Below are 18,026 nucleotides of genomic sequence, written 5' to 3'. Positions count from 1 at the left end.
TCATAGCCCGAAGCGCGGGGCCAACTGACACACCAGTCGGGCCAGCGCTTGCAGCGACAAGCCTTCGTTGCAAATGCAAACATCAGCGGCCGCCAGTCGTTGCGCCCGGCTGGCTTGTGCCGCGATAATTTTTTCGACGCTCTCGCGCGTCAAGGCATTTCTGGCCATGACACGCGCAATTTGCGTGTTCTCAGTGCAGTCCACCACCAGCACACGGTCGAGCTGCTGCCGCCATCGCCCTGACTCCACCAGCAGGGGAATGTCAAACACGATGCAGGCGCGGCCTGCATCCGCCGCCGCGCTGGATTGGCGCAGGGATTCCTGGCTGACCAGAGGATGAATAATGGCTTCGAGCTGCTTTTTAATGGCAGGGTCATTGAAGGCAAGCTGGCGCATCCGGTCGCGATCCATAGCGCCTTCTGCCGTGATGATATGCGGCCCGAACTGGCTTGCCAGCGCACTGATGGCAGCCCCGCCGGGAGCCGTCAGCTGCCGGGAAATCGCATCCGCATCAATCAAGGCAGCGCCGCAATCCACCAAAACGCGCGCTACCGTGCTTTTTCCGCTTCCTATGCCGCCTGTCAAGCCGATACGCTGAAGGGGTGGGTGCATCTGTTTAAAGACCAACGAACTGAAGAATCGATTGCGGCCCGAACACCATGGCGGTAAAACCGGCACCGGCCAGGAAAGGGCCAAACGGCACATAGCCGCCCTCACGCAGCCCGCTGGAGAACTTCATCACCAGGCCAATCACCGCACCGATAACCGAAGCCATCAGGATGATCGGTATCAGGGCTGGCCAGCCAAACCAGGCACCTAGTGCGGCAAAAAGCTTGAAGTCGCCGTAGCCCATGCCTTCCTTGCCGGTTGCCAGCTTGAACGCCCAGTACACCCCCCACAGCGAAAGATACCCGCCAACGGCACCCCACAAGGCCGTCGACAAATCGACAGCCGGATTCCATTGCAGTGTCGCCGCAATCAAGCCCCCCCACAGCAATGGCAAAGTGATGTCATCAGGCAAAAAGGTGGTGTCCCAGTCAATCATCGCCAGCGCCAGGAGCGCAGCAGAAAATCCGCACCAGACCAGCGCTGTCGGCGTCCAGCCCCAGCGCCAGGCACAAAAGAAAAACAGCCCGCCCGTCACCAGTTCCACCAACGGATATCGCACGCCATAAGGTGCGGCGCAGGCCGAACATTTGCCCCGGAGAAAAAGATAACTCACGACAGGAATGTTTTCATACCACTGGATCTGGTGACCGCAACTGGAGCAACGCGAACGCGGCGTCAGCAGATTGAACTTCTCGGTCGGCGTCGTTGGGGTACCGGTGAGTTCGGCGCATTCCTCGGCCCACTGGCGCTCCATCATTTTGGGCACGCGGTAAATAACGACGTTCAGAAAGCTGCCAATCAGCAAGCCCAGAATACCGGCCAGCACAGCCACCAGGTCGGGTAAAAGTGCCAAATCCATCAGACGACTTGACCCAGCTTGAAAATAGGCAAGTACATCGACACCACAATGCCGCCAATCAGCGTGCCCAGAAACACAATAATGATCGGCTCCATCAGGCTGGACAGGCCCGCCACCATTTCATCGACTTCGGCTTCATAAAAATCAGCCGCTTTGCCCAGCATGTGATCGACCGAGCCTGATTCCTCGCCAATGGCGCACATCTGCAGCACCATGGTGGGGAACAAGTTGGCATTGCCCATCGCGGCTGTCAGGCTGGTGCCGGACGAGACTTCCTGCTGGATTTTTTCAGTCGCATCGGCATACAAGGAATTACCCGACGCGCCGCCCACCGAGTCAAGCGCTTCCACCAGCGGCACACCGGCGGCAAACATGGTGGACAAGGTGCGCGTCCAGCGGGCAATGACAGATTTTTCAATCAAGGTGCCAAACACAGGCATTTTCAGCAACAGGCGGTCCATGACTTTCTGCATTTTTTCACTGCGCTTCCAGGCCTGGATGAAAAAATAGATGCCGCCGCCCACACCGCCAAAAATCAGCCACCAGTACGACACAAAAAATTCGCTGATCGCCATCACGATCAGCGTGGGTGCCGGCAAATCGGCGCCAAAAGAGGAAAAAACCTCTTTAAACGCAGGAATCACGAAAATCATGATCACTGCCACCACCACAAAAGCTACCACCACCACAGAAGCCGGGTACATCAGGGCCGATTTGATTTTCGACTTGATGGCTTCGGTCTTCTCCATATACATGGCGAGCCGGTCCAGCAGGGATTCCAGAATACCGGCGGCCTCACCTGCTTCGACCAGGTTGCAGTACAGCGCATTGAAATACATCGGGTATTTGCGAAACGCCGCGCTCAGGGAAGTGCCGGTTTCCACATCGGTGCGCACGTCGTTGAGCAATTTAGTGACGCTGGCATTGGGGTTGCCACGGCCCACAATGTCAAAAGACTGCAACAACGGGACGCCGGCTTTCATCATCGTGGCGAGCTGGCGCGTAAAAATGGCAATATCTCTGGGCTTGATGGCTTTGCCCGAGCGCATGCGCCGCTTTTTGATTTTGGTGGCCAGCACGCCTTGCCGGCGCAGGGAAACCTTGACCTGGTTTTCGCCTGCGGCACGGAGCTCGCCACGAATCTGTTTGCCGCTCCGGTCTTTGCCTTCCCACTCGAAAACAAATTCCTTGATGCTTTTAGGTGCTGCGGTTGCCATGGTGCCTTATCGTTGAATGAACGGCTTTTGGACCGTCTTGCCGCTGTCGTCAAACGCCAGTTTCTGGTTGCTGCCGCGTTTCAAATTACGCATTGGTGCAGCCCAAAACCTCTTCCAGCGAAGTCATTCCCAGTTTAACTTTATGCAAACCGGATTGACGCAGACTTCTGACACCTTCGGTTTGCGCTTGGGCGGCCACCTCCAGCGCACTGCCGTCGCGCAGGACAATGCGCTGGATTTCTTCGGTGATTGGCATGACCTGGTAAATACCTACACGGCCTTTGTAGCCGTTATTGCATTTGGCGCAGCCGACCGGATGAAAGGGCGACCACGAGCCGTCCACATCGTCTTCGAGGAAACCTGCCTGCAGCAAAGTCTCGCGTGGAATATCGACCGGCGTCTTGCAATGCGGGCACAGGCGGCGCGCCAGCCGCTGGGCAGTAATCAAGATAACGCTGGACGCAATGTTGAAGGGCGCAATGCCCATGTTTCGCATTCGCGTCAGCGTCGTGGGCGCGTCATTGGTGTGCAGCGTGGACAAGACCAGGTGTCCGGTCTGCGCGGCCTTGATGGCAATATCCGCCGTTTCGACGTCACGGATTTCGCCCACCATGATGATGTCCGGATCCTGCCGCAAGAAAGCCTTCAGCGCGACCGGAAAAGTCATTCCGGCCTTGTCGTTCATGCTGACCTGGTTGACGCCAGGCAAGGTAATTTCGGCCGGGTCTTCGGCAGTGGAAATATTGACGCCTGCGGTATTGAGAATGTTCAGGCAGGTGTACAGCGACACGGTCTTGCCTGAACCTGTCGGCCCGGTCACCAGCACCATGCCGTAAGGCCGACTGATGGCTTCGAGCAAGCGCACCTTTTCTTCGGGTTCGTAACCCAGCGCATCAATACCCAGCTTGGCGCTGCTCGGGTCAAGAATACGAATGACGATCTTTTCGCCAAACATGGTGGGCAAGGTGCTGACCCGAAAGTCAATCACCCGGTCAGGGCCGATCTTGAGTTTCATCTTGCCGTCCTGCGGCACCCGTTTTTCGGAAATATCCAGCTTGGAAATCACCTTGATGCGCGCAGCCAGCTTTTCCTTGATGGCCACAGGGGGTGAAGCAATCTCACGCAACTCTCCGTCCACCCGGAACCGCACCCGATAGGTATGCTCGAAAGGCTCAAAGTGCAAATCAGAGGCTCGCATGTTGAAGGCGTCAATCAGCATTTTTTGCAGGAACTTGACCACCGGCGCATCTTCGACCTCGGACGCAGTGCTTTCGCTGTCTGCCGTGGCGTCGGCATCCGCGACATCTTCATCGAATTCAAAATCGCCGCCGACGATGCTTTCAAGCGCTTCTGAGGCAGTCGCGCTGGAAGCGTCGACCATCCGGGAGAGCTTGTCGTATTCAGCAATCACCCAGTCCACGCCCAGCTGGGCAGAAAACTTTATTTTTTCTGTCGCCTCTTGATCCGTAGGATCAGCAGTTGCCACCATCAACCGGTTATTGCGCTTGCTCAGCACAACAATGCGGTAGGTCTGGCACGTCTTGGCATCCAGAAAGCCCTTGGGCAAACGCTGAACGTCGATGGCGTCCAGGTCAAGCAGGGGCGCGGCAAAAGCGGTAGACATGAGATGCGCCAGATCGAACGCAGAGACTGCGCCCGAACCCGTCAACTCGGCGATGAAACTGGTGCGGCTGCTTTTTGCCTTGCTGAAGATTTCTTCTGCAGCCCGTTGCCCCAATTTGCCAGCAGCAATCAGCGCCCGGCCCAGACCCGGCAACACCGTGGGAACAATAGCGGGATTTTTGGTGGCGGTATCAGTAGCGGGCATGGCTCTCTAGGTGGGGCTTAAAGCAGGGATCATCGCTTATTGATTACCCCGTGTAAATCGGGAAACATGCTGGTAGAGCCACAAGCGTTGCTGCCAAGCCAAAATAAATCAGCCGCATCAACCACCGGAGCAGGCGCGTCAAACACACTGCAGGTTGATTAAATAGACGATTTAAAGCGTTTGCGCTTTGACAGCGGGCTTAGGGAGCTATCGTTTAAATAGCATCATTTTTCCAGCGGCGGCAACTCCAGCGTGAAGCTTGAGGTGCTTCCATTTCCTGAAGTCAGCACGGCGCGGCGTCCGGTCACTGACTGCAGCGTCACGCCTTCGTCCACCAGGCCACCCACCCGAACTGGCTTGGCGTCCTGACCATCAATCGAAATCAGGGCCGCACCGGCTTGAGACCGCTTTGCCAACACGCCGACCAGTACATAGCGGCTAACCGCAGGCGGGGCTTTGGCCGTTAACTGGGCTTGCACCAACCCGCCTCCCAGCGCACGGGCAACGGCCTGCGGCGTCACAAGCGAGGCCTGCACGAGCATCACCGCTTGCGCCGTGGAAGGCGCAACCGGACTCCAGCCCTTGAGTCCCCAATAAACCGCACTGGCCACGGCCAGGCCGGACACGGTGAATGTCACAATCCTGGTAGACCATAGGCGATAGGCATCTGTCTGCATGGCAGGATTATCATTGAAGCGACCATATGAACCCACGAACTTTTTCTCTTCCGTCCATCCGCAGGCGCCTGTCAGCCGGTTTCACTTTGATCGAACTGATGGTGGTGCTCGTGATCATTGGCGTGCTGGCCGCGCTGATCGTTCCCAACGTGCTGGACCGTGCAGACGATGCCCGCGCGACCGCTGCCAAAACCGACGTCAACAACCTGATGCAGGCGCTCAAGCTCTACCGTCTGGACAACCAGCGTTATCCAACCGCCGAGCAAGGTTTGCAAGCCCTGCTGACAAAGCCCACCACCGGCCCGGTGGCCTCCAACTGGAAATCCTACCTGGACAAACTTCCCAACGACCCGTGGGGCCGTCCTTATCAGTACCTGAACCCGGGCGTCAAGGGCGAGATTGACGTCATGTCTTTCGGTGCCGACGGACAGCCGGGCGGCGAAGGTAAAAATGCGGATGTCGGCAGTTGGGACTAGAGGTAGAACTATTGCCTCCCCGCTTCCTCACAGCGCCGGGTGCGCGTCTCCAGCCGCCCAATCACCCTCTCACGAACAGCCAGGCATTACGCAGGCTGACGACACCGCCCCGAACCCTCCGCAGCGGTGGCTTCACGCTCATCGAATTGCTGATTGTGGTGGCCATCATGGCCATTGCGACGGCCGGTGTGGGCTTGGCGCTGCGCGACAACTCAGGCACGGCGCTGGAACGTGAAGCGCAGCGGTTGTCGGTCTTGCTGGAATCGGCCCGGGCGCAGTCGCGCATGACAGGCAGCCCGGTGCGCTGGCGGCCCACCGCCAACGGTTTTTTATTTGAGGGCATGCCGTCCGATTCGGCATTTCCCACCCGCTGGCTTGGGCCCGACGTGCAGGCGGCAGGCACGGGCGTCGTGGTGCTGGGGCCGGAGCCGGTGATCGGGCCGCAACAAATCCGCCTCGTGTCCACCTCTGATCCATCGCGCAGCTTGACACTGGTGACCGACGGAGTGCGGCCCTTTTCTGTGTCGGCCACGGGGGCGGCAACAGCCGGCCCGCCATGATGCGCCGCTGCCCGCCCCAACGCGGGGTCACCCGTGGTTTTACGCTGATCGAAGTGCTGGTGGCGCTGGGCATCGTGGCCGTTGCGCTGGCTGCCGGCGTACGGGCAACCGCCTCGTTGACGCGTAATTCCGAACGCCAGTCCGACGTGCTGCTGGCCCATTTGTGTGCTGAAAATGCACTGGTCAATGTTCGCCTGATCCGGCAAATGCCTGCGGTCGGAGACAACACCACCGTCTGTGAGGAAGCCGGGCGCAGCCTGGCCGTGCGGCTCTGGGTGCAACCCACCCCCAACCCGAATTTCTTGCGCGTCGAAGCCCAGGTGTTCGATGGCGAGGCGCGAATTTTGGCGTTGTCGACGGTCGTGGGAAGGTTCTGATGACGTCGCCGCAGGTCGCTTCGCATGCAGCACCTTTTCCGGCACGGGTGCGCGGCTTTACGCTGATTGAGCTATTGGTCGCGCTGGCCGCGATGGCGCTGATGGCCGGGCTGAGCTGGCGCGGGCTGGACGGCATGGTGCGCGCGCAGTCGCAGATTCAGCAGCGGGCCGATGCGGTGCTGACGCTGCAAGCCGGGCTGACACAGTGGGCCGCCGACCTGGACGCCTTGATGCAGTTGCCGCAGACACCGACGCTGGACTGGGACGGGCGCGGGCTGCGCATCATCCGCCGCAACACCCTGCAGCCCGGCGGTGGTGCGCTGGTCGTGGCCTGGGCGCGGCGCAATGTGGACGGCACAGACCAGTGGCTGCGCTGGCAGTCGCCGCCTAATTTCTCCCGGGGCCAGCTGGAAGCGGCGTGGGCGCGTGCTGCCCAGTGGGCACAAAACCCGGGCGATGCTGAAAAAAGAGACGAAGTGCGCATCACACCGCTTCAGCAGTGGCAGGTTTTTTACTTCCGGGGCAATGCCTGGACCAATCCCTTGTCCAGCGACAACGCCGCAGCCGCCCAAAAGTCCGACAAACCAGCCGCCGCTGACCTCACCTTGCCCGACGGAATTCGGCTGGTGCTGACCTTGCCTGCTGGCGAAGCCATCAATGGCGTCATTACGCGCGACTGGGTCAGGCCCATTCTGGGAGGTGCAAAGTCATGACCCGGCCCCTGCGCCAGACCGGCGCGGCCCTGCTGACGGCCATGCTGACGGTTGCACTGGTGGCCAGCCTGGCGTCTGCGGCCCTGTGGCAGCAATGGCGCAGCGTGGAAGTCGAAGCCGCCGAGCGCGCCCGGGTGCAGTCGCTCTGGGTGCTCACGGGCGCACTCGACTGGGGCCGGCTCATATTGCGCGAAGATGCCCGTTCAGGCGGCCCCGATTCCCTGTCCGAACCGTGGGCCGTGCCGCTGGAAGAAGCCCGGCTGTCAACCTTTCTGGCCGCCGACAAAAACAATACCGCAAACAGCGACACCAGTGCATCACAAGCCTTCCTGTCCGGCCTGATCAGCGATTTGCAGGCACGCCTGAACGTGACCAATCTGGTGGACAACGGCAAGGTGTCCGAGCCTGCGCTGCAAGCTTTTGCCAAGCTGTTCGAGCAACTGGGTCTGCCGCCCGCAGAACTGACTATGCTGGCTGAAAACCTGCGCCAGGCGCTGGACACGCGCCCCGAAAACGACGCCGCGTCGTTGGCACCCTTGCTGCCGCAGCGGGTGGATCAACTGGTCTGGCTCGGCTTGTCGCCCGCCAGCCTGGCCATTTTGCGGCCCTACATCACGCTGCTGCCGGTGCGCACGCCGGTCAACCTCAACACTGCCAGCGTCACGGTGCTGTTTGCCTGCATTCCGTCGCTTGACATGGCGCTGGCCCAGCGGCTGGTCAGCGCCCGCCAGACCGTGCCCTTTCGCACGCTGGCCGCAGTGACCGAGCAAATCGGCCAGCTGACCGTGCCACTCAATGAGGCACAGCAAAGTGTCAATTCGCGATTTTTTGAGGTTCAGGGGCGCTTGCGGCTGGACCAGAACGTCGTTGAAGAACATTCAGTGGTTCAGCGCGACGGGCTGGAAGTGAAGACCTTGTGGCGCGACCGGGGCGCCTCAGCGTCACCCATCAGCCCCCCTACAATCAGCCCCTGAATTCAAGCATGACTCTTCTGATCGTCACCCTTTCGCAAGCGCTTCCGACAGCGGCCACGCTTTGCGCGGGCGTGTTGAGCAATGACGGCCGTACCGCCCTGCAGTCGGTCGAAGCGCCCCTAGCCCTGTTGCCCACGCCCTCGGGTACAGAAATTGTGGCCGTGGTGCCGGCGTCCCGGCTGTCGTGGCACCGGCTGGCGCTGCCCCGGGGCGCACTCAAGGGCGGCCTGTTTCAGGAAGGCAGCACCGGACGGCTTCGCGCCGTGCTGGACGGCCTGCTGGAAGACCGCTTGCTGGACGACACCAGCCAGTTGCACTTTGCCATAGAGCCTCAGCCACTCCTGAACGAGCCGGTGTGGGTTGCCGCCTGCGACCGGGCCTGGCTGCATGCCTGGCTTGAGGCGCTGACGCAGGCCGGCAGGCCGGCTGCCCGCATCGTGCCCGAGCTCGCGCCGCCCCCGGGCGATGCGGCTGGCAGCGCTTCGCTGCATGTCATCGGCACACCTGATCACGCCCAGCTGATGCTGGTCGGGGCTGATGGCGTGACTTTGCTGCCCCTGTCGGTCGCCACCGTCGCGCTGATTGCCTGGCCCGAAGAAGCCGTGGTGCTGGCCGAACCCGCCGTGGCGGCGCTGGCCGAACACTTTTTCAACCGCAGCGCCACCTTGCAGACGGCCCCAGAACGATGGCTGGCAGCGGCGCAGTCCGGTTGGGACATGGCGCAGTTCGACCTGCTCTACAACCGCAGCACGCGCACGCGCAAACACCTGTCGGCGCTGGTGTCGTCCTTTTTTCGGGCACCGCGCTGGCGCGCCGCGCGCTGGGCCACCGTGGCGCTGGTGGTGGTGAACCTGGCGGGGCTGCAGGCCTGGGCCTGGAGAGAACGCTCGGCACTGGCAGCGCAGCGCGCCGCCATTCAGGGCACCTTGATTGCCACCTTCCCGGACGTGCGCGTGGTGGTTGACGCCCCGGTGCAAATGGCCCGCGCGCTGGCCGACCTGCAACGGCGTAATGGCGCCGCCTCGACTGCCGACCTGGAAACCATGTTGGCACAGTTTCAGGCTGCAGCGCCCGATACACCTGCACCAGCAGCTATTGAATACGTAGCAGGCGAGCTGCGCCTCAAAGGGCTTGACCCGGCAGCATCCGCACTGACCGGCGTGTCTTCACGCCTTCAGCCACAAGGCTACAGCGCACGCCTTGAAGCAGACACACTGGTGATGAAAGAGGAGCGCCGTCCATGAGCCTGGCCACTTCCCTGGAGTCAATTCGCGCCCGCTGGATCAGCTTGCCGGGCCGTGAGAAAAATCTGATCCGGCTGGCTACCGTGCTGATCCTGGGGCTGCTGCTCTGGCAATTGAGCATCGGCCCCTCCTTGCGCACGCTGCGCACGGCCGGTGCGCAAAGCCAGGCTTTGACCGCGCAACTGCAGCAGATGCAGGCCCTGCAAACGCAGGCGCAGGCCTTGCAAAAGCAGCCTGCGCTGGGGGCTGACGAATCGGTTCGCGCCCTGACTGCCGCTGCCAAACAATCGCTGGGCACCACCGCGCAATTGAGTGTGTCCGGTGAACGCGCCACGATTACCCTGAAAGACGCGTCTGCGGACGCACTGGCTGAATGGCTGGCGCAGGCGCGGCTGAATGCCCGCTCAGTCCCGCTGGAAGCCCGGCTGGTGCGCGCCGCCACATCAGGCAGCGCCACCTGGAGCGGCGTGCTGGTGATGAGCCTGCCCACCCGCTGACAAGACACCCATGCAACACACGCTATCGGCGGCTGCACGTTCCGCACTTACCCCCTGGCGCTGGGCGCTGACGGGCGGGCTGGTGGGCTTGACGCTGGCGCTGCTGGTATTTGCCCCGGCGCGCTGGCTGGCCGCATTGGTACAGCAAGCCAGCGGCGGGCACGTTGTGCTGGCTGCGCCGCGCGGCAGTTTCTGGCAAGGTTCGGCACAACTGGAATTTTCGGGCGGCGAAGGCAGCCGGGACGCCATCGCCCTGCCCGGCGCGCTCACCTGGCGCATCCGTCCGGCCTGGAACGGCATGACGATGCAACTCAATGCCAAATGCTGCACACAGCAGCAGCCCATGCAGCTCACGGTCATCCCGGCGGGCTGGGGCGGCGTGCGGCTGGTGGTGGCTGACAGCCAGTCAAACTGGCCTGCCGGGCTGCTCGTCGGCCTGGGCACGCCCTGGAACACGCTGCAGGTACAAGGCGAGCTGCTGGCGTCTACCCAGGGGGTTACCGTGCAGTGGGTGCAGGGACGGCTCAGCCTGGCGGGCCGCCTGCAACTCGACGCCAGCCGGGTGTCATCCCGCCTGTCCACCTTGCGGCCGATGGGCAGCTACCGCCTCACGCTGCTGGGCGGGGCGGCCTCTACGCTTGAACTCAGCACCCTTGAAGGCAGTTTGCGACTCACCGGCCAGGGCCAGTGGGTCGGGCAGCGCCTGCGCTTTCAGGGCGAAGCCAGCGCGACGCCCGAAAGCATCGATGCGCTTTCGAATCTCCTGAACATCATTGGGCGGCGCAATGGCGCGACGGCCATCATCAAAGTGGGTTAATTCCGCATGACACATCCAATCTTCCGAGTCCGACAATCCGCTATTTTTTCCATAGCTGGCTGCGCACTGCTGGCCTGTACAACAGGCCTTTTTTATTCAAATGTGCAGGCCCAGACCCCTGCGAGCACTGCGGCCGGCGAACCCCGGCGTGGCGAAGCCATCACGCTGAACTTCGTCAACGCCAACATTGACGCCGTGGCCCGCACCATGGCCACCCTGACCGGGCGCAATGTGGTGGTCGACCCACGCGTCAAGGGCACCATCACGCTGACAACCGAACGCGCCGTGAGCCCGGCGGTGGCCTACAACCAGTTTTTGTCCATCTTGCGGCTGCAGGGCTTTACCGTCGTCAACGCCGCCGGGCTGGACAAAATCGTACCCGAGGCCGATGCCAAACTGCAGGGCGGCGCTGTCTCGACCAATGTGCCGGTCAGTGGCGGGCAAATTGCCACCACCATCTTCAAGCTCAACTTCGAGAATGCCAACAACCTGCTGCCCATCCTGCGGCCGCTTATCAGCCCCAACAACACCATCAACGTCAACCCCGGCAACAACTCGCTGGTGATTACCGACTACGCCGACAACCTGAGCCGCCTGGGCCGCATCATTGCCGCACTGGACGTGGCCAATGCCACCGACGTGGAGCTGATTCCGGTGCGTTATGCCTCGGTCACCGACATTGCGCCGCTGATCACGCGGCTGCTCGACAACACCACTGCAGGCGTGGCCGTAGCGGAAGCGAGCTACAAAACCACCGTGCTCGCCGAGCCGCGCAGCAATTCGCTGATTGTTCGTGCCGCCAACGGGGCGCGCCTGGAGCTGGTCAAGTCGCTGCTCCGAAGCCTGGACACGCCGACGCTGAACGGCCCCAACGGCGACGCCGGCAATATCTACGTGGTGTACCTGAAAAACGCCGACGCCACCAAACTGGCCACCGTATTGCGCGCCGCCATGAGCGGAACGCCCAGCAGCTCGACCAGTGCCGCCACGCCGCTGATGGCCAACGCCTCGGCCATGAACTCGGCAGGTGCCTCTGGCGGCAGCAGCCAGAACAGTGCCGCCACCGCCCCCATCACGCCCAGCGCCTCACCGTCAACCGGCGGCCAGATTCAGGCCGACCCGGCCACCAACTCGCTCATCATCACCGCCTCGGAGCCTCAATACCGGCAGCTGCGCGCTGTCATCGAAAAGCTCGATGCCAGGCGCGCGCAGGTCTATGTCGAAAGCCTGATTGCCGAAGTCAACGTCGACAAGGCGGCTGAGTTTGGCATCCAGTGGCAAGGCCCCATCGGCGGCAAAGGCGACAGCCTGATCGGCCTGCTGGGTACGAACTTTGGCGCCAGCGGCAGGAACATCATCCAGTCCGCCGTGGCGGCTGCCAGCGGCACGCCCCTGACCCCCGGCCCTGGCCTGAACCTGGGCGTGGCTGCGCGCAGCAACGGCGTGTATTTCCTCGGCTTTCTGGCCAATTTTCTTCAGACCAGCGGCGCGGGCAACATCCTGTCAACGCCCAACTTGCTGACACTGGACAACGAGGAAGCCAAGATCGTCATCGGCCAGAACGTGCCGTTTGTCACCGGCCAGTTCACCAACACCGGCAGCGGCGGCGGCAACGGCAGCGTCAACCCGTTCCAGACGATTGAGCGCAAGGACGTGGGACTGACCTTGCGTGTCAAGCCGCAGATCAGCGAAAACGGCACCGTCAAGATGGCGATTTTCCAGGAAGTCTCCAGCGTGCAGCCAGGCTCGGTCAATTCAGCCACCGGCTTGATCACCAACAAGCGCTCCATCGAGTCCAATGTGCTGGTCGAAGACGGTGCCATCATCGTCATCGGCGGGCTGCTGTCAGAAGAATATGCGGGCAACCAGGAAAAAGTGCCCGGACTGGGCGATGTGCCGGTGTTCGGCAACCTGTTCAAGTCCGAGAGCCGCAGCCGCAAAAAAACCAACCTGATGGTGTTTTTGCGGCCCGTCGTGGTGCGTGACGGCGCGGCCACCAACACACTCTCGATGGATCGCTACGACCTGATGCGCACCACCCAGCAGCAGGCGCAGCCGCTGAACAGCGCGCTGGTGCCGGTCAATGAATCGCCCGTATTACCCACACTGCCTGGCATGCAGCCCCTGCTGCCTGCAGCCGCACTTCCCGCCCAAAAGCTCTTTCAGGACAGCCCCAGCCCGATGAAAAGCGCACGATAAGCCATGCAACACTCCGCCCAGTACCCCCTGCCCTATGCGTTTGCACGCAGCCAGCAGTTGCTGCTTGAAGACTTTGGCGGTGACCTGACGCTGTGGCTGAACAATCTGGCCACACCGGGCACGGCCAGCGGCGTGAGTGAAGTGATGCGCAAATTCGAGGTGCACCATATCAGTGTCGAAGCCCCCGAGCTGCTCCAGCAGCGCATCAGCGCGGCCTACTCGCAAAGCGAATCGAGCGCCGCCACCGTCATCAGCGAGGTCGAAAGCGATGTCGATCTGTCGCGCATGATGCAGGCGCTGCCGGCGATCGAGGACTTGCTGGAAACGTCCGACGACGCGCCCATCATCCGCATGCTCAACGCGCTGCTGACGCAGGCCGTGCGCGACGGTGCCAGCGACATCCACATCGAGCCCTACGAGCGCCATTCCGCCGTGCGCTTTCGGGTCGATGGCTCGCTGCGCAACGTGGTGCAGCCGAACCGGGCGCTGCACGCGGCGCTGATTTCGCGGCTGAAGATCATGGCCGAACTCGACATTGCCGAAAAGCGCCTGCCGCAAGACGGCCGCATTTCATTGCGCATCGGCACCCGTGCGGTGGACGTGCGCGTCAGCACGCTGCCCAGCGCGCACGGTGAGCGCGCCGTGCTGCGTCTGCTCGACAAGAGCGGCGACCGGCTCAACCTGGAAGCGGTCGGCATGCAAGGCGACGTGCTGAGCCGATTTGAGCATTTGGTGGCGCAGCCGCATGGCATCATTTTGGTCACCGGCCCGACAGGTTCGGGAAAAACCACCACGCTGTACGCCGCCATGGAGCGGCTCGACACGCGCCGCCAGAACATCATGACCGTGGAAGACCCGATTGAGTACGAGCTGGCCGGCGTCGGCCAGACCCAGGTCAACGCAAAAATCGACCTGGACTTTGCCAAGGCCCTGCGCGCCATCCTGCGCCAGGACCCTGACGTCATCATGATCGGCGAGATCCGTGACTTCGAGACCGCGCAAATTGCCATTCAGGCGTCCCTCACCGGCCACCTGGTGCTGGCCACGCTGCACACCAACGACGCCGCCAGTGCTGTCACGCGCCTGACCGACATGGGCATCGAGCCGTTTTTGCTCAGTTCGTCGCTGCTTGGCGTGCTGGCGCAGCGGCTGGTGCGCAAGGTCTGCGTTCATTGCCAGGGCGCGGGCTGCGCCACCTGCGGTCAGACCGGCTACCAGGGCCGCACCGGCGTGTTCGAGTTGCTGGCGACCAACGACGCCATTCGGGCGCAAATCCATCATCAGGCAGCAGAAGCCGACCTGCGCGAAGCAGCCCTCAAAAACGGCATGACGCTGATGCGCGACGACGGCGAGCGGCTGGTGCAGGCCGGTATCACCACACGTGAAGAACTGGTGCGCGTGACACGCGATTGAATGGCCCCCACGCTTTTCACTACGCGCGCTGCGCTGCCCCCCGGGGGGGCCGCTGTGCCTGCGGCCTGGCAAAGCCAGCTCCGCGGCCCCTGCCGGGTTGGAACGCTGGTGGGCATTTTCATCGTCCCTAGGCATTTCACAACGCGCGCTGCGCTGCTCCGGCTGGACTCGGTGGCTCTGCGCCTGGCCTGCTGAACGTTTAACGAGAGCCTCCATGCCCGCCTATTCATTCGAAGCCCTGACCGCCGACGGCGCCACCCGCAAAGGCATTATCGAAGCCGATACCGCGCGTTCGGCCCGGAGCATGCTGCGGGCGCAAGCCTTGGTGCCACTGACGGTAGAAAGTGTCGGCACGGCGGCCAAAAACGGCCAGCCGGCAAGTGCCTCGGGCTGGAACACCCAACTCTGGAACAAGCGTGTCTTCAATGCCTCGGCGCTGGCGATCTGGACGCGCCAGATTGCCGGACTGGTCAGTTCCGGCCTGCCGCTGGAACGCGCGCTGACGGCACTGGCCGAAGAATCCGAAAGCCTGCCGCAGCGCCATCTGGTCGCCGGCCTGCGTTCTGAAGTCAACGGCGGGACTGCTTTTGCCACGGCGCTGGCGCAGCATCCGCGCGAGTTTTCCGCGACTTATTGCGCCGTGATTGGCGCAGGCGAGCACAGCGGCAATCTTGGCATGGTGCTGGAGCGACTGGCGGACGACCTGGAGCAAAGCCAGGAACTCAAGGCGCAACTCGTGGGCGCGGCGCTTTATCCGGCCATCGTGACGCTGGTCGCCATCGTCATCGTGATGTTCCTGCTTGGCTATGTGGTGCCGCAGGTGGCGCAGGTGTTTGCCGGCAGCAAACGCGCCTTGCCTGTTTTGACGGTCATCATGCTGGGCCTGGCAGACTTTGTCCGCAACCAGGGCTGGCTGATGCTGGTTGCTCTTATTTCAATAGCTGGCTGCTTCCGTCTGGCATGGACAAGAGCCTCTTTTCGTGAAAAATTTGATGGTATGTGGCTGAATTTGCCGATTTTGGGCAAGCTGGCACGCGGTTACAACGCAGCCCGTTTTGCCGGCACGCTGGCCATGCTGGCGGGCGCTGGCGTGCCCATTCTCAAGGCCCTGCAGGCAGCCGCCGACACGCTGTCCAACCGCGCCATGCGCGCCGATGCGCTTGATGCGCTGGTGCTGGTGCGGGAAGGCACGCCGCTGGCGTCCGCACTGGCACATAAAAAGCGTTTTCCAGGACTTCTCAGCATGTTTGCCCGCCTGGGCGAACAAACCGGCCAATTGCCGGTGATGCTGGACCGCGCCGCGCGCCAGCTGGGCACCGAAGTGCAGCGCCGCGCCATGCAACTGGCTACGTTGCTGGAGCCGCTGCTGATCGTGGCCATGGGGCTGGTCGTCATGCTGATCGTTCTGGCCGTGCTGCTGCCCATCATCCAGCTCAATCAGCTGGTGAAATAACGGCTATGCCCGGATTGAGCGACGCGGCTGATGGCGTCGTTTCAGTCTGTCAGCAAGCGCTGGACAGAAGGCTGGCAAGGCTGATTAGCTATCTGGCAAATACCGTGGGGGCATTGCCCAAAAGCGGGGAACCCATAGAATGGCCCGATGCACATTCGCGCGTTCACCCCTTTTGACTCCTTCGCTGCACAGCCTTTGCCGGCTTGTACGGTCGTGCGGACGAGCAAGCTGGCCTGTGCAACGCAGACAGCGCAGCCGGCCGCACATTCCTAAGCCCGGCGATACCCCTTTCCTTCTTTAGCGCAATCCATCTATCGCCGGGCCACAAGCCTCGCGCGTTGGCGGCCGCCGTGTTGAGCGATACCGGCCGCATTCGTTGGAGTCATTCATGCATGCTGAAATTGACGGTGAGCGCACGCTGACCGAACTGGACTTTGCCCGGCTCAACAAGCTGGGCGGCGGTCATTGGCCCGTCGGTCTTGCCACCGTCGGGCAGTTCCCGGACCTGGTGGCATCCGCAGAAATTGCGCCGGACGTCGTGACGATGTATTCACAAGTGGAAATCGTCGATCTGGCTTCGCACTACCGGCACAAGCTCACGCTGTGCTATCCCCGCGACGCCGAACCCGGCATTGGCTTCATCTCGGTGCTGTCGCCGGTTGGCGCCAGCTTGCTGGGCTTGCGCGTGGGCGCGGTAGCCCGCTGGCAAACACCGCACGGCGACGCCTGTGCGGCAGAGGTCGTGGCGATGCTGTTCCAGCCCGAAGCCAGCGGCGACTACGTCACCTAGCCGACGCACGCGCCCGCGTTCGTCACCCCATTGCCCCGGCGCGCCTGCTGCGGGCCGGCTCCAGCTTGTCCAGGAATTCACCATGCATCTCTATTCGATACTCGCCATCACAGACTTTTCAACCCAGGCCGAGCACGCTCTTGAACGCGCTGCGCGGCTCGCCGAAGCGCATCAGGCCAAATTGCGGGTTCTGTATTTCACGGAATTTACGACCCACGGTTTTTTGAATCCGGGCGGACGGCTTGCGCAGCGTGCCCGGCAACTGGCGCGCCGCCATGCCATCACCGTCGAGGCGGTGACCCGGCCCTGCAATTCGATCAGCGATATTGTCAATGAAGCCGGCAGCGCTGACCTGCTCGTGGTCGATGAGCGGCCTCAACGCCCATTCGCCAGCCTGTGGCGCGGCACCGAGGTGGCTCAGTTGCTGCGGCGCTGCCAGTGTCCGGTGCTGGTCGTCAAGCAGGCAGCTTCAAAACACTACAACAGCCTGCTCGTCGCCACCGATTTCACCGCAAACTCACTGGCACTGGTGCGCTATGGCAGTGGTTTTGATCTCCATTCGCAGCTCGAACTTTTTCATGCCCGCAGAACCCTCAGCAATGCCCTTCCCTCTTTGACAAAAACAAGCTTTGAAAAAGAGACGGCTTTCACGCAAGAGACGCATCGCATTTTGCGAGGCCGCCTATTCGCGCTGACGGACTCGTTCGACACGCGGCTGAGCCGGGTCGATTGGGTGCATGGCGATTTCGACCCTGCACGCCAAACCCTGGTGCGGCAAAAAACGTCAGGCGCAGACCTGATCGTCGTCGGCAAAGAAAAATGCTCAACCCTGGCTGATTTGGTGATGGGCAGCGTCGCACAACGCCTGGTCAAGTCGGCAGACAGTGACGTGCTGGTCGTGCCTCACGGGTACAGCGCATCCTCTCGCGCAGCCGGAAAAGCGCGCATGCAGGCCGATTTGAATTACCGGCATGGCAAGCTGCCCATCGTGAGGCAAAGAGCCGCCTGACTATGTGGTGCGAGAGCAGATGTTGACTGCTCTGCGTAGAGACTGTGCAGCGGGGGTGAAAAGATTCGACCTTGCGGTCTCTACACCCAAGACATGGCGATTTACCTGCCCTTCTGCACTCCTCCGTGCATTAAAGCGGAACCCGTTTGACGAGAAACCGCCGAAAGTGGGGAATCCAGCAATTTTGCTACTTTATTAATAGCTGATTGCGCATATGCAGTATGGGCAGTTTCAAGTCCAAGCGCAACACAGGGATCATTGAATAGTAGCGGGCGAGGGGTGGTAGTTGAGCAACAAATTGCGGTAGACCTCAA

General features: G+C 61.9%; 18 protein-coding genes. 13 read left to right on the top strand and 5 right to left on the bottom strand.

What is annotated here, in order from left to right:
* The 5 genes from coaE to RCH06_RS15235 form a co-directional block, all read right to left on the bottom strand.
* On the bottom strand, positions 1-612 hold the full coding sequence (gene coaE, locus RCH06_RS15255) for a dephospho-CoA kinase (RefSeq protein WP_327082319.1): 612 nt from the start codon (positions 610-612) through the stop codon (positions 1-3).
* A gap of 4 nt (positions 613-616) precedes the next feature.
* Complete coding sequence (locus RCH06_RS15250) at positions 617-1,468, bottom strand: prepilin peptidase (protein WP_327082318.1); 852 nt, start codon at positions 1,466-1,468, stop codon at positions 617-619.
* Entirely contained in the window at positions 1,468-2,685 is a 1,218-nt protein-coding gene (locus RCH06_RS15245; RefSeq protein WP_327082317.1) for a type II secretion system F family protein, read from the bottom strand. The genes RCH06_RS15250 and RCH06_RS15245 overlap by 1 nt, the downstream gene beginning before the upstream one ends.
* A gap of 85 nt (positions 2,686-2,770) precedes the next feature.
* Positions 2,771-4,513, bottom strand: coding sequence for a type IV-A pilus assembly ATPase PilB (gene pilB, locus RCH06_RS15240; protein WP_327082316.1), 1,743 nt, complete (start codon positions 4,511-4,513; stop codon positions 2,771-2,773).
* A gap of 224 nt (positions 4,514-4,737) precedes the next feature.
* Entirely contained in the window at positions 4,738-5,190 is a 453-nt protein-coding gene (locus tag RCH06_RS15235) for a type II secretion system protein N (RefSeq protein ID WP_327082315.1), read from the bottom strand.
* A gap of 26 nt (positions 5,191-5,216) precedes the next feature.
* On the opposite strand from RCH06_RS15235, the gene gspG reads away from it, so the two are divergent.
* From gspG to RCH06_RS15170, 13 genes are all read left to right on the top strand, one after another.
* Positions 5,217-5,666 (top strand): type II secretion system major pseudopilin GspG, encoded by a 450-nt coding sequence (gspG, locus tag RCH06_RS15230; protein WP_327082314.1) that lies wholly within the window; start codon positions 5,217-5,219, stop codon positions 5,664-5,666.
* An 11-nt stretch (positions 5,667-5,677) separates the two neighbouring features.
* On the top strand, positions 5,678-6,226 hold the full coding sequence (locus tag RCH06_RS15225; RefSeq protein WP_327082313.1) for a prepilin-type N-terminal cleavage/methylation domain-containing protein: 549 nt from the start codon (positions 5,678-5,680) through the stop codon (positions 6,224-6,226).
* Positions 6,223-6,603, top strand: coding sequence for a type II secretion system minor pseudopilin GspI (gspI, locus tag RCH06_RS15220; protein WP_327082312.1), 381 nt, complete (start codon positions 6,223-6,225; stop codon positions 6,601-6,603). Before RCH06_RS15225 ends, gspI begins: the two co-directional genes overlap by 4 nt.
* On the top strand, positions 6,603-7,316 hold the full coding sequence (locus RCH06_RS15215; protein WP_327082311.1) for a PulJ/GspJ family protein: 714 nt from the start codon (positions 6,603-6,605) through the stop codon (positions 7,314-7,316). Before gspI ends, RCH06_RS15215 begins: the two co-directional genes overlap by 1 nt.
* The gene (gene gspK / locus RCH06_RS15210) at positions 7,313-8,290 is read left to right on the top strand and encodes a type II secretion system minor pseudopilin GspK (RefSeq protein ID WP_327082310.1); all 978 of its coding nucleotides are present in this window, start codon (positions 7,313-7,315) and stop codon (positions 8,288-8,290) included. Before RCH06_RS15215 ends, gspK begins: the two co-directional genes overlap by 4 nt.
* Positions 8,291-8,298: 8 nt before the next feature.
* Positions 8,299-9,534, top strand: coding sequence for a type II secretion system protein GspL (gene gspL, locus RCH06_RS15205; RefSeq protein ID WP_327082309.1), 1,236 nt, complete (start codon positions 8,299-8,301; stop codon positions 9,532-9,534).
* Complete coding sequence (gene gspM / locus RCH06_RS15200; protein WP_327082308.1) at positions 9,531-10,031, top strand: type II secretion system protein GspM; 501 nt, start codon at positions 9,531-9,533, stop codon at positions 10,029-10,031. Before gspL ends, gspM begins: the two co-directional genes overlap by 4 nt.
* 10 nt (positions 10,032-10,041) lie before the next feature.
* Complete coding sequence (gene gspN / locus RCH06_RS15195) at positions 10,042-10,848, top strand: type II secretion system protein N (RefSeq protein ID WP_327082307.1); 807 nt, start codon at positions 10,042-10,044, stop codon at positions 10,846-10,848.
* A gap of 6 nt (positions 10,849-10,854) precedes the next feature.
* Positions 10,855-13,047, top strand: coding sequence for a type II secretion system secretin GspD (gspD, locus tag RCH06_RS15190; RefSeq protein WP_327082306.1), 2,193 nt, complete (start codon positions 10,855-10,857; stop codon positions 13,045-13,047).
* 3 nt (positions 13,048-13,050) lie between these two features.
* On the top strand, positions 13,051-14,460 hold the full coding sequence (gene gspE / locus RCH06_RS15185; protein WP_327082305.1) for a type II secretion system ATPase GspE: 1,410 nt from the start codon (positions 13,051-13,053) through the stop codon (positions 14,458-14,460).
* Between the two features lie 214 nt (positions 14,461-14,674).
* On the top strand, positions 14,675-15,913 hold the full coding sequence (gene gspF / locus RCH06_RS15180; RefSeq protein WP_327082304.1) for a type II secretion system inner membrane protein GspF: 1,239 nt from the start codon (positions 14,675-14,677) through the stop codon (positions 15,911-15,913).
* A 388-nt stretch (positions 15,914-16,301) separates the two neighbouring features.
* Positions 16,302-16,703, top strand: coding sequence for a GreA/GreB family elongation factor (locus RCH06_RS15175; RefSeq protein WP_327082303.1), 402 nt, complete (start codon positions 16,302-16,304; stop codon positions 16,701-16,703).
* A gap of 82 nt (positions 16,704-16,785) precedes the next feature.
* Positions 16,786-17,712, top strand: a complete 927-nt coding sequence (locus RCH06_RS15170) for a universal stress protein (RefSeq protein WP_327082302.1) — start codon at positions 16,786-16,788, stop codon at positions 17,710-17,712.
* Positions 17,713-18,026: the final 314 nt, after the last annotated feature.

The sequence above is a fragment of the Polaromonas sp. CG_9.5 genome, from assembly GCF_035984465.1.
Taxonomy (GTDB): Bacteria; Pseudomonadota; Gammaproteobacteria; order Burkholderiales; family Burkholderiaceae_C; genus Polaromonas.
This window is presented reverse-complemented; position numbering and strand designations above follow the sequence as displayed.